The sequence below is a fragment of the Endozoicomonas sp. 2B-B genome (genome assembly GCF_053470045.1).
Window position 1 is genome coordinate 1,342,220 of the sequence record NZ_JBLZMU010000001.1, and the last position, 12,597, is coordinate 1,354,816.

General features: G+C 47.2%; 9 protein-coding genes. 1 reads left to right on the forward strand and 8 read right to left on the reverse strand.

Features of this window, described 5'->3' with window-relative positions; translation table 11 throughout:
• Window positions 1-84: 84 nt before the first annotated feature.
• From ACOMHB_RS05685 to ACOMHB_RS05715, 7 genes are all read right to left on the reverse strand, one after another.
• Window positions 85-393, reverse strand: coding sequence for a hypothetical protein (locus ACOMHB_RS05685; protein WP_448215827.1), 309 nt, complete (start codon window positions 391-393; stop codon window positions 85-87).
• Window positions 394-445: 52 nt separating this feature from the next.
• The gene (locus ACOMHB_RS05690; RefSeq protein WP_448215828.1) at window positions 446-2,542 is read right to left on the reverse strand and encodes a hypothetical protein; all 2,097 of its coding nucleotides are present in this window, start codon (window positions 2,540-2,542) and stop codon (window positions 446-448) included.
• Window positions 2,543-2,804: 262 nt separating this feature from the next.
• Window positions 2,805-4,499, reverse strand: coding sequence for a hypothetical protein (locus ACOMHB_RS05695; RefSeq protein WP_448215829.1), 1,695 nt, complete (start codon window positions 4,497-4,499; stop codon window positions 2,805-2,807).
• A 111-nt stretch (window positions 4,500-4,610) separates the two neighbouring features.
• Entirely contained in the window at window positions 4,611-6,842 is a 2,232-nt protein-coding gene (locus ACOMHB_RS05700; RefSeq protein ID WP_448215830.1) for a C2H2-type zinc finger protein, read from the reverse strand.
• A 157-nt stretch (window positions 6,843-6,999) separates the two neighbouring features.
• The gene (locus tag ACOMHB_RS05705) at window positions 7,000-8,388 is read right to left on the reverse strand and encodes a hypothetical protein (RefSeq protein WP_448215831.1); all 1,389 of its coding nucleotides are present in this window, start codon (window positions 8,386-8,388) and stop codon (window positions 7,000-7,002) included.
• A gap of 353 nt (window positions 8,389-8,741) precedes the next feature.
• Window positions 8,742-10,442, reverse strand: a complete 1,701-nt coding sequence (locus ACOMHB_RS05710) for a hypothetical protein (protein WP_448215832.1) — start codon at window positions 10,440-10,442, stop codon at window positions 8,742-8,744.
• 122 nt (window positions 10,443-10,564) lie between these two features.
• Entirely contained in the window at window positions 10,565-11,110 is a 546-nt protein-coding gene (locus ACOMHB_RS05715; protein ID WP_448215833.1) for a hypothetical protein, read from the reverse strand.
• A 121-nt stretch (window positions 11,111-11,231) separates the two neighbouring features.
• Between ACOMHB_RS05715 and ACOMHB_RS05720 the strand changes: the two genes are divergently transcribed.
• The gene (locus tag ACOMHB_RS05720) at window positions 11,232-12,317 is read left to right on the forward strand and encodes an IS630 family transposase (protein ID WP_448218589.1); all 1,086 of its coding nucleotides are present in this window, start codon (window positions 11,232-11,234) and stop codon (window positions 12,315-12,317) included.
• Here ACOMHB_RS05720 and ACOMHB_RS05725 read toward each other — a convergent pair.
• Window positions 12,314-12,589: a hypothetical protein gene (locus tag ACOMHB_RS05725; protein WP_448215834.1), complete on the reverse strand. Its 276-nt coding sequence runs from the start codon at window positions 12,587-12,589 to the stop codon at window positions 12,314-12,316. The genes ACOMHB_RS05720 and ACOMHB_RS05725 overlap by 4 nt on opposite strands.
• Window positions 12,590-12,597: the final 8 nt, after the last annotated feature.

The following is a 12,597-nucleotide window of genomic DNA, read 5'->3' on the forward strand; positions in this document are numbered from 1 at the left end:
GTCAAAAACCAAAGATTGTAACGGGAAACACCACTCTTGCAGACTTTCCCCCATGGACTCTGCCCCCATCCTGTCCAACTTCAGTCAAGTCACGGATTTATTGTTGGGAGTGATATTTTTTTTGTGATACGACAGGGCTCTGGAGTTCTTACAGACAGTCCCGAATGACTTCGGTTGTTCATCCCCTCTGACCAGGAGCACGTCACAGATTTTTTTCCTGATGTGGGGTCTTCTTCTGTGATCAAACAGGGCTCTGGCATTGTTGAAGACTCTGCCGCATGACTGCTGTTGACCGTCCTCTCTCAACAAGATTAAGTCACAGATTTGTTGTCCGCTGTGGGTGCTTCTTTTGTGATCCGTCAGGACGCGAGCATTCTTGCAAAATGGGAGCATGAGTCTTGTCCGAGTGTTGCTCCTGATTGAGAGGACTGCATTGAAGCCATTACTAATCCAGATCAAAAGGCTTGTGTTTTAGATGTATTCTTTTGTGATCCGACAGGGCACCTTTGCTTTCGAAGGCCATTCCGCATGGTCGCTGCTCTCCATCCTCCCCAACTACGGTTATTTCACAGGTTTGTTGCCCTCTGTGGTATCTTCTTTTGTGAACCGCTAGAGATCTGAGATTGTTGCTTATTTTGCCGCATGGCTGCCGTTGACCATCCTTTCCCACCAAGCTTAGGTTACAGGTTTGTTGCCCGCTGTGGTCTTTTACTTTGTGATAGTACAGGGTTCTCGCATTTTTGCAGACCATTCCGCACAGTCTTTGTTGGCCATCCTCCCCGACCATGTCCAGGTCACAGGTTTTTTGTCCGCTGTGATAACCACTTTTGTGAGCCGACAGGGCATGAGCACTCCTGCAAACCAATCCGCATTGCCTTGGCTGGCCATCCTTCCCGGTCACTATTACCTCACAGGTTCGTTGCCCGCTGTGGGTGCTTCTTTTGTGAGTCGACAGGCTATTAGGGTTCTTGAAGACCTTCCTGCATTGCTGTGGCTGGCCATCTTCTCCGACTATTTTTACGTAGCAGATTTGCTGCCCGCTGTGCTCTCTTCTTTTGTGCTCTAAAAGGAACTGATAGTTCTTGCAGACTAGCCCACATGGCTGCCGCTGGTTATTTGCACCAAGCATTGTTGCCGAGCAGGTTTTTTTCCCTGAGTGGACTCTTTTTCTGTGATTCGACAAGGTTTTGGCATTCTTGAAGACCTTCGCGCATGGTTTCTGCTGGCCATCCTCCTTGACCACGTTCACATCACAGACTTTTTGTCCGGTGTGGCCTTTGCTTTTTGGATCTGAAGGGGCCTGTTCAGTGTCTGTCGAGGTAAGATGAGGTTGGCGTTGACTCAATGGGGAAGATTCAGCATTGGTTTGTTGTGTTTCTGAAGTTCCCACTGGAGGTGGCAGGTGCGGGAGCATAGAGGAAAACCCGGCTTCTTCGGGAAGACTCTGCAGACAGGATCCACTAACAACCGCAGAATGATGAGCGTTGGATGGCCAGTAGCCGGGTATTGGCAGATCATCATTGAGTGGCCCGGTCACATTAGTTGTTGAGTCTGGCCCTGCATTCATTAAGTCTATAGAGTTGAAGCTATGGGTCGGGCTGCTATCAATGTCATAGGCCTGTAAGTCAAACTGTCGACCAGAATCGAATGGGCATTCAATGTCAGAAAGATCGTCTAATGTTACGAAAGTCGAGTTTTGTTGGGTATCTATAGTATTTACAGGAACAAAACAACAGGTGCAAGTCAGACAGTATCTATTAGCGAAATGAGGGCATGAACTCTGTTTGGATATTGCTTTTGAGTGACCTGTGGAACTTTCTCCGGAATTCAGCGGCCATTCAGCGGGACCGCTGTTATCGGAAGAGGGACGGAATTGACAAACGCCATTACAGGGATAAACGAGACAATTTACACCAAAAGTGTGTAAGTGTTGTTGAGGGTCTTCGTTACCGTCGCCAGAGTCAGAGGACAGTGGATCAGTAAAATAGCTCGCAGGTTGGGTGGTGGCTTTTGGGGTCTGCTGCCCCGGTGATTCTGATGGCTGGTATTGTGGTGGGTTACGTTCGGAGCCAAACATCGTAGTGATGGTTGCAAAGGGCTGATCCTGACTCGACTCATGTTGTTCAATCGGGTTAAACATTGGTGAATCAGGGTTCCAGGCGCTTTTTAGAAGCCAAGCGACAACAATAGTCGTTTCTAAAGGTGGCCATGAATAAGGCTCTGACTTAAGAAGAGCGTCCTGAACGGTCAAGATCAGTTCGAAAGCAACCAGCAGGTCAGCAGCGTAAAGCCATTGCCATGAAATTAATTCAATAATGCTCGAATCGCCATGCCTGTGTCGTTTTTCATCTGGTGGTGAAGCTGCTCCGGTATAGCCGTCTATGTCGACAGTGTCTGACGGGTTTCCCGCTAGTGTTAGTCGGTTACGCTTTATGGAAAAGCTCTGTTTTGCCGAACCTGAATTCTTTTCAAGTTCAACAGCAAAGCATCCTGTCCACAGTTTAGCCTGACAGGCGAGAGACAGCGACAGTAGAAGCAACAAAGGTGCCGCAAAGAGTGAGTGTTTAATAATTCTATTCTTGCATTCTGACTACAGATAGGAAGGATAGATCAATAAAATAAGTGCGCTTTCCTGTCAAAGTTTTTTTACAAAAAAAAAACAAAGGTTGCACCGGTTAAAATCTCATGAAAGGGCGGGTGTCAGACTAAGGACCGCCATCGTCCCGATCGACATCAACATGTTTGCGTTTTAGATGCTCTCTTTTGATTTTCTCCAGAAATTTGGCGTTCTTGCAGAGTCTGTCTCAGGAACTCTGCAGGTTACCCTTGCGGACCAGGCTTGTGTTACAGGCTTTTTGCTTTCTATGTTTTTTTCTTTTGTGATCCGACAGGGTTTGAACACTTTTGCAGATTTTACCGCATGGCCGTCGCTGGCCATCAGAACCGATCAGGATCACGTCACAGATTTTTTGCTCGCTATGGCTTCTTCTTTTGTGATTCCAAAGAGCTCGAGCATTTTTGCAGACTCGATCGCATGGCCGATGCTTGCCATCCGCCCCTAACACGATCACGTCACAGGTTTGTCGCTCGCCATGTGTTTTTCTTTTGTGATCCGACAGGGCTCGAGCATGCTTGCAGATCTTCCCGCATGGCCTTGGCTGGCCATCTTCTCCGGTCACGGTCACGTTACAGGTTCTTTGCCCGCTGTGGACTCTGCTTTTGTGATCTGAAAAAGCTTGTGCGACACCTGTTTGGGAATGACGAGCTGTGCTTTGATTCAATTGTGACGATTCAGTGGTGTTTGGTTGTGTTTCTGAATTTCCCATTGGAGGAGGCAGTTGGGTGAATGTCAGGGAGCCCCCTGCTTCTTGAGAAAGACCGTGTGGATCGGGTGACCGATTAATGACCGGAAACTCAAGCGCGTTGGACGACAAACTTCTGTGGGATAGCACTTCATCATTGAGTAGCCCGTTAGTATTCTTTGTAAAGGCCACTCCTGCACTCATTAAGTCTGAAAAGCTGAAGCTATTGATCGGGTCGTTATCAAAGTTATACGCCTCCAGATCAAATAGAGGCCTGGAATCGAACGGAAATTCAATGTCAGAAAGATCGTCCAATGTTCCGACAGCCGAGTTTGGTTGGGAATCTTTAGCGCTCAAAAGATCAAAGTGACCTATGCAACTAAAGCAGCGCCCGTCAGCCAAATGGGGGCATGAGTTTTGTTCGGGTGTTGCTTTTATGTGAGCTCGCAAGTTTTCTATAGAATGCGACGGCCATTCATCAGGATCACTGCTATCGGATGATGGTCGGAATTCACAAGCGCCACGACAGGGATAGATGAAACAATTTAAACCTAGAGTGTGTGAATGTTGTTGTGGATCTTCGTTACCGTCGGCAGATTCAGAATACTGGAGATGAGTAAAATAGCCTGTAGGCTGGCTGGTGGCCTGTGGAGTACGATGCCTTGATGATTCAGCTGGCTGATTTTGGGGTGGATTATGTCCGGAGCCAAGTGTCATAGTGATGGTCGCAAACAGTTGATCTCTCTGTGTCAAAATAGATGTCGACTGTAGTCTAATTGGTTTAAATAACTGTGAATCATGATTCCAAAAGCTTTTTAAAAGCCAGCAGGCAGTGACAACCGCTTCCAAAGGTAGCCAAGAATAAGGGGTGGAGCTATGGGAGTCGTCTTGGGTGGTCAGGATGAGTTCGTAAGCAATCAGCAGGTTCGAGACGTAAAGCCATTGCCGCGAAATCGGCTCAATGATAGACGAACAGACACGACTTTGTCGCTTTCTATCCGATGGCGAATCTGATCCTGTATAACCGTTTGTGTCGGCAATGTCTGAGGAGGGCGGCAGTGTACCTCGGCTACGCTTTATAAAAAAGCTCTGTTTTTGAGAACCCGAATTCTGTTCAATCTTAATAGTAAAAGGTCCTGTCCAGGTTTTGGCCTGACAGACGACAGAAAACGACAGAAGCGGCAAAAGCAGTGCCAAAGAGAGAGTATGTTTAATAATTCTATCCCTGGAATCTAGTTCACTGGCAAGAAGAATAGATCACCTAACGAAAGAGCGGAGGTCAGATCATTACTTATTTACTCAATCTTTTTAAGGGCTGAGGTCATCTTCCTGCTCCTCGGCGGTATGCTTGCGTTTTCGATCTATTCTTTTATGTTGCAACAGGGTTTCAGCATTACTGCAGCCCCTGGCGCCCGGTTGCGACTGGCTGTTCCCTCTGTCTATGGTTGAGTCACAGATTTGTTGCCCTGTATGCTCTTTTCTTCTGTGAGTCGACAGAGACTGAGGTCTCCTGTAGACCTTCCCGCATGGTTGCAGCTGGCCATTCTCCCCGACTATTGTCACATCACAGATCCATTGCTGGTTATGAAATTGGCTTTTGTGAGTCGATAGACTTAGAGCACTCTTAAAAATCTTTTTGCATGGCTGAAGCTGTCCATTCTCCCCGACTATTGTCACGCGACAGGTTCTTTGCCCGCTATGATATTGGCTTTTATGAGTCGATAGTGACTGAGCATTCTTACAGATCTTCCCACATGGATGCGATTGATCATCCTCGCCGATTGTTATCATATCACAGGTCTTTTGCCCAGAATGATATTGGCATTTATGACTTGCCAGAGATTGAGCACTCTTAAAAATCTTTGCGCATGGCTGAAGCTGTCCATTATTCCCGACTACTGTCACATGACAGGTCTTTTGCATGCTGTGAGCTTTGCTTTTGTGAGATGACAGGGCGACAACACTCGTTGAGACCTTTCCGCACGGTTGTGGCTGGCCATCCTTCCCGACCACCTTCACGTGACAGACTTGTTGCCTGGGGTGGATTTTGCTCTTGTGACATGACAGGACTCGAGCATTCTTGCAGACTTTTCCGCATGGTCGTTGCTCACCATCCTCTCCGATCACTGTTGAATCACAGGTTTTTTCACCGCTATGTTCTCTGCTTTTGTGTTCCGACAGACTTTGAATACGCTTGTAGCTCTTTCCACAAAGTTGTTGCTGGCCATCCTCCCCGATCACTATTAAGTTACAGGTAGTTTGCCCGGTGACGATTATGCGATCTGAAAGGGCTGATGCTGCGGCTGTCGGGGGACGATCAGCCTGGCTTTGACTCAATTGGAATGATTCATGGGTTGTTTGTTGTGTTTCTGAAATTCCCGTCGGAAGAGGGGATTGGTTAAGTGTCAGGGAAAATCTGGCATTTTCGGCAAAACTCTGAAGATCGAGTGACCCGTTAGTGGCCGGAAATTCATAGTCGTTGAAAGAAAAATTCCTGAACGTCAGCTCTTCATCATTGGGTGCTCCTATAGCATCCGATCTATAGGCTGCTCCTGCATTCAGTAAGTCAATAGAGTTGAAGTTATTGGCCGGGTTGCTACCAAAGTCGTTCACCTCTCGATCAAATAGTGGGCCAGAATCGAATGGCAATTGAATTTCAAAAAGCTCATCCAATGTTTTCAAGGTTGAGTATGCCTGGGAGGCAGAGGCGCATGCAGGATCAAGATAGCGCATACAACTGAGGCAGTGTCCATGGGGCAGATGAGGACATGTTTGTTGAGGTGTTACTGCGTTGTCTATCGAACTATTTGGAGAATTCAGCGGCCTTTCAACTGAATCGCTGCTATCGGATGGTGGTCGGAATTGACAAACGCCATTGCAGGGATAGACGAAACAATTTAAACCTAACGTGTGTTGGTGTTGTTGAGAGCCTCCGTTGCCATCGGCAGAGCCGGAGTAAAAGATGCTGGTGAAAAAGTCTGTAGCCTGGTTACTGGTCGCAGGGGTGGGTTGACCGGATGATTCTGATGCCTGATAGGGGGGTGGGTTATGTCCAGAGCCAAACATAGTGGTGATGGTTGCAAATCGGTGATCCCCCTCTGTCAACATAAGTGCCGCCTGTTGTTCAATTGATTTAAACAGCGGTGAATCGGGATGCCAAAAGCTTTTTAAAAGCCAGCTGACAGCTATAATCGCCTCCAAAGGTAGCGATGAATAAGGAGTGCAGCTCAGAAGAGCGTCTTGAGTGGTCAGGATCAGCTCAAAAGCCATCAGCAGATTCGTGGCGTAAAACCATCGCCACGAGATCGACTCAATAATGGTCGAACCAGCATGTCTGTGTTGTTTGTCATCGGTTGACAAAGCTGATCCTGGGTAGCTTTTTGTGTCGGTAGTGTCTAGCGGGTTTCCCGACAGTGTTGGCCGGTCAGACTTTATGGAAAAGCTCTGTTTTGAACTTGCATTCAGTTCAAGCTCAACACTAAAGCGTCCTTTCCACGGATTGGCCTGACAGACGGCAGACAGCCACAGTAGCAGCAACAACGGTGCCGCAAAGAGAAAGTGTTTAATAATTCTGTCTCTGGATCCTGATATACAGAGAGGAAGGATAGATCAAGAAAATAAACATGTTTTTCTGTCAAAAACATTCTCTTTAAAGCCGATGGTTTCTGCCGGAAAAAAGCATGGAAGGTTGGGTAAATCAGAGGCCGAGGTCAGAGTCCAGACTAACAGGCTTGTGTTTTCTATGTCTTCCTTTGTGGTCCCACAGGGTTTTAGCATTCTTGCAGATCATACCGCATGGTTGTTGTTGGCCATCTTCCCCAACTACCATCACATCACAGGTTTGTTGTCCGGTGTGCACTCTGTTTTTGTGATTCGACAGGGCATTAGCATTTTTGCAGACCCTCCCGCATGGCCACTGTTTGCCATCCTTCCTGACCACTGTTTTGTCACAGGTTTTTTGCCCGCTGTGGCATTTACTTTTATGCTCCGCCAGAGAGCGGGCATTCTTGCAGACCATACCACATGGCCACTGCTGGCCATCTTTCCCGACCAGATTCACATCACAGGTTTGACGTCTGCTGTGGTATCTTCTTTTGTGATCCGACAGGGCTTGAGCATTTTTGCAGAATTTCCCGCACAGCCCTGGCTGGCCATCTGCTCCGATCAGGGTCACGTCACAGATTTTTTGCCCGGTATGGTATCTGCTTTTGTGAACCGAAAGGGCTTTAGTATTTTTGCAAACCCTTCCGCATAGCTGCGGCTGATCATACTCCCCGCCCCGGAGCTCGTTGCATACCAGGTTCCCAACGTAGCATTTGCTTTTGTGATTTGTCATGAGTTCTTGTGTCTGAGTCAATTGGTCAGAATCGAATGGGCGGTGAATTTCAGGGAGTTCATTCAATGTTTCAAGAGCTGAGTGTTGTTCGGAATATGCTTCGTTTGCCGGATCAAAACCTATGCAACTAAGGCAGTATCCATTAGTCAAATGAGGGCATGAGCTTTCAATGAAACTCAGCGGCCATTCAGCGGGTGCTCTGCTATCGTGTGATGATCGGAATTGACAAACCCCAATGCAGGGATAGACGAAACAATTTAAACCCAGAGTGTGCAGGTGTTGTTGAGGATCTCCTTTACCGTCGCCAGAGCCAGAATACACAGGGTTGGTTAATGAACCAGCCATGCGGGTGATGGGTTGTGGGGCTTTCTGGCTGGACGATACAGATGGCTGGTATTCTTGCTGGTTACTTCCAGAGCCAAACATCGCTGCGATGATCGCAAAAATCGCTTTTACAGATAGCCATGAAGAAAAGTTCGAATATAGAGGGAAGGGGTCGGTTGTCAGGGTCAGCTCGTAAGCAAGCAGTAGCTTTGTGACATGAAGCCATTGCCACGAAGTTGACTCAAAGGTGGTCGTTTTCACTTCGTAACGGCAAAGTTTTTGGCGTTTGTCATCGTGGGGCGAAGCTGATCCTGAACAGCCGTTTGTGTCGGCAATATCTGACGGGTTGTCTGGTAATGTCTGACGGTCATGCTTTATGAAAAAGCACCGGTTTGAAGAACCAGCATCCTGTTCATACTCGATCATAAAACGTCCTGTCCACGGTTCGGCCCAGACGACAGATAGTGACTGAATCAGCAAAAGCAGTCCCGCAAAGAGTAAGTATCTAATAATACTGTCCTTGCTTTCTGGCTACAGAGAGGAAAGATAGATCAAGAAAATAAGTGTGTTTTTGTGCCTCCTTCATAAATGATGGGTATCATATCCATACCACTTATTCATTTACCTTTTTGTGGAGTGGAGTCATCCTCCCGGCGTTCATCAACAGGCTTGTGCTTTCGATGTATTCTTCTGTGATTCGAGGGGTCCATAGAAAGCTGGCAGACCTCCCTGCATGGACGCAGCTGACCATCCTCTGCGAGTATTTTTACGTCACAGGTTTATTGCCTGCTGTGAGCTGTTTTCTTGTGATACGTCAGGGTACAAATATTCTTGCAGACTTTCCCGCATGGCCATTGCTGGCCATCGTCCCCAATCAGGGCTGTGTCACAGGTTTGTTGTCCGCTATGGTATCTTTTTTTGTGATCAGACAGAGCTTTGGAGCCCTTGCAGATCGCCTCGCATGGCTGCAGTCGGCCATCCTCCCTGATCATTATTTCGTCGCAGATTTGTTGCCTGCCGTGAGCTGCTCTTTTGTGATCTGACAGGGTCTTAAGACTCTTGCAGATCTTCCCACATAGCCGCTGCTGACCATCTTCCCCGACCATTCTCACGTCACAGGTTTGTTGCCCGCTGTGGTATCTTATTTTGTGATCCGACAGGGCTCCAGCATTCTTACAGACCCTCCCGCAGAGGTGCTTCTGGCCATTCACTCCGATGACTCTTGCGTCACAGGTCTTTTGCCCGGAGTGTACTTTGCTTTCGTGAACGGATAGCGATAGAGCATTCTTGCAGACTTGCCCGCATGGTTGCCGCTGGCCATCCTCTCCAACCAGGGTCATATAACAGGCTTTTGGCCCGGTGTGGGCTCTTCTTTTGTGATTCACCAGGGCTTGAATATTCTTGCAGACCATCCCGCATGGCCGCTGCTGACCATCCTCACGGACCACTGTAACTTTGCAGGTTGGTTGCTCGCTGTGATATTCGCTTTTGTAGTCCGGGGCCATTCCTTCTGAGGCAACCCCGTCTGTAACGTTGTCGTACACGTTATGCGGCTTAAGCTCAACTAGTTGGCCAGAATTATATTGGAGATGAATGGAAGTGGGATCAATCCATGTTTCGATAGGTGGTTTTTGTTGGAAATATGTTGCGCCTGCAAGATCAAAATCACCTATACAATTAAAACGGCATTCATTCACCAAATGGGTGCATGAGCTTTGTCCTTTCGAACTTTCTTCGGTACTCAATGCCCATTCAGTGGGCTCACTGCTGAAAGATAATGGTCGAAATCTGCAAACGCCACGACAGGGATAGATGAAACAATTTAAACCCAGGGTGTGTGACTGTTCTTGAGGGCCTCCATTACCGCCGCGATAGTCAATATTCACGAGACTGTTGAAAGAGCCTGTAAGGTGATTGGAGGCTTTCTGGAATTGCTGACCGGATGATGCTGATGGCTGGCATTGTTGTTGGTTATTTCCGTAGCCAAACATTGCATTGATGGTCGCAAACGGTTGATTCTGATTCGCCTCTTGCTGAGCCACTTTTGGTTCAATCGGGTTAAACATCGGTGAATTGGGGTTCCAGTAGCTTTTTAAAAGCCAACAGAAAACTATAATTGCTTCTGGAGGTAACCATGAATAAGGATTGGAGAACAGAGGAGCGTCTCTGGTGGTCAGGATAAGTTGGTTAACCGCCAGCAGATGAGTGGTATAAAGCCATTGCCACGAAATCACATTAATGATGGTTGTTTTAACTCCATAACTGCAAGATTTTTGAGGTATATCATCAGGGGGCGAATCAAATCCTGAATGGTCTGAAGTACAGATAATGTCTGACGGGTTTTCTGACAATGTGTGCTGGTCTTGTTTTAAGTAAAAGCCCTGATCTGGAGAACCAGTATCCTGTTCAAGCTCGACAATAAAACATCTTGTCCGGAGTTCAGCCTGACAGGGGAGAGACAACGTCAGAAGTAAAAACATCACTGCCGCAAAAGGTGAGTGTTTGATAATTCTATCCTTGCTTTCTGGTTTACAGAGAGGAAGGATAGATCAAGAGAATCAGCATACTTTTCTGCCAAAGATATTCTGTTCATAAACCTTTGCTAAAACCAAAGGCTACACGGGGCAAAAAGTCGCTGCGTATTGGTCAGACCATTGCCAAACATATTAAGGATCGAGGTTATTGTCCAGATCCACATCAACAGGCTTGCGTTTTCCATGAATTCTTCTGTGAACACTGTCACCTCACAGGTTTTTTCTCCGCTGTGGTATCTGCTTTTGTGAGCTGCCAGGGACATGGTATTCTTGAATACGGTTCCGCACACTCGAGGTTGGCCATCCTCCCCGACCAGGGTCAGGTTACAAATTTTTTGTCCGCTGTGGAGTTTGTTTTTGTGAGTACACAGAGATTGAACATTCTTGCAGACTGCACTACGTAGCTGCTTCTGGCGATCCCTTCTGGTCACGGTGATATTGCATATTATTAGATTTTTGTCGTGTATTATTTCTTGCCCGGACAAGGTTTGTTGGCAGTGAGTAGCTCCTTTAGCTGATGTTCCTTCGGGAACAAGGCAATCATTCCCGGGTATTGACGCATCATCGCTGAGTAACCCGATAAGAGCTTCTGTAAAGGCTGTCGCTGAACTCATTAAAAGCCAACTGAAAAATGCAACCGCTTCTGCTGCTAGTGTAGTGCGACCTAATTAACAGTACATAAAGACTCCTAACGGTCTACTATGGATGTTATTCCAACCACTGCCTGTTTTTACTATGCGAGTTGCCACAGAGATAATACTTGATGCTTCTGAAGAAATACGACTCAGAAAGATTACTTCATCAAATACTTGCCCTCTTCGCTTGGCCCGCCGTGCCCAGATTGTTCTTCTCTCTGCAGAAGGAAAAAGCAATCTTGAGATTGCGCAAATACTGAAGATCGGTCGTCATCAGGTCAGCCGCTGGCGTGACCGATATGCTCAGGAAGGCTTCTCCGGGATTGAACAGGATCGAGCTCGCAGTGGCCGTAAAAAGAAGATTGATGCTGCTGAGATTGTGAGTCTGACCACAAACACCCTTCCGGAAAATGCCACTCACTGGAGCACCCGAACTATGGCTGCTGTTAGCGGTATCAGTGAGAGAAGTGTTCGCCGGATATGGCATGCATATGGCCTCAAGCCTCACCTGGAAAAGACATTCAAGGTGTCCCGAGACCCGAAATTTGTGGAGAAGCTTGAAGATATTGTCGGACTCTATCTGTCTCCTCCTGAACATGCGTTGGTGCTGTGCTGTGATGAAAAAAGTCAGGTTCAGGCACTCGATCGAACACAGCCTGGCTTACCGTTGAAGAAAGGGCGTGCCGCAACAATGACTCATGATTATAAACGACATGGTACAACCACTCTCTTTGCAGCACTGAATGTACTTGATGGTGCTGTCATCGGTCAGTGCCAGCAGCGTCATACCCATGTGGAATGGTTGAAGTTTCTTAAACAGATAAATAGGGAAACGGCAAAAGACAAAGAGCTGCACCTGATTTGCGACAACTATGCGACTCACAAACACCCGAAGGTGCGAGAATGGCTGGAAAAACATCCTCGTTTTCATATGCACTTTACGCCAACGTCAGCATCATGGTTAAACATGGTTGAGAGATTTTTTCGGGATCTCACGAGTCAGCGTTTACGCCGTGGTGTGTTTGTCAGTGTGCCACAGCTAGTCAGTGCGATTGATGAATATATTGAAAAGCATAATCAAAATCCAAAGCCGTTTATCTGGACTGCTAAGGCAAATGATATCTTAGAAAAAGTCGTTCGGGCTAATCGCCGGTTAAGTTGCAAAAAGAACGACGCACTACACTAGCCATGAATATTGAGTGGTGCCTGAAGAGGCGTCTTCAGTGTGTAAATGCAATGTTTTCGTCGTTTTTTATCAGGTAGAAAACCTGATTCATTGTGGTCGTTGGTGACGCTAATATCTGAAGGGTTGCCCGACAATGTGCCCCGGTCAAATTTTATAGAGAAAGTGTCGCTTGGAGAACCTGCACCCTGTTCAAGCTCGACATTAAAGCGTCCTGTCCACGGTTTGGCCTGACAGACGACAGTCAGCGACAGTAGCACTCGGAAAAAAACCATGAAAGGGT

What these genes read in the sequence shown, in the direction of transcription:
- ACOMHB_RS05685 (WP_448215827.1), bottom strand. Translation starts at nt 393, where the DNA reads ATGCTCCCATTTTGCAAGAATGCTCGCGTCCTGACGGATCACAAAAGA.
- ACOMHB_RS05705 (WP_448215831.1), bottom strand. Translation starts at nt 8,388, where the DNA reads ATGATCGAGTATGAACAGGATGCTGGTTCTTCAAACCGGTGCTTTTTC.
- ACOMHB_RS05710 (WP_448215832.1), bottom strand. Translation starts at nt 10,442, where the DNA reads ATGTTTTTACTTCTGACGTTGTCTCTCCCCTGTCAGGCTGAACTCCGG.
- ACOMHB_RS05715 (WP_448215833.1), bottom strand. Translation starts at nt 11,110, where the DNA reads ATGAGTTCAGCGACAGCCTTTACAGAAGCTCTTATCGGGTTACTCAGC.
- ACOMHB_RS05720 (WP_448218589.1), top strand. Translation starts at nt 11,232, where the DNA reads ATGCGAGTTGCCACAGAGATAATACTTGATGCTTCTGAAGAAATACGA.
- ACOMHB_RS05725 (WP_448215834.1), bottom strand. Translation starts at nt 12,589, where the DNA reads ATGGTTTTTTTCCGAGTGCTACTGTCGCTGACTGTCGTCTGTCAGGCC.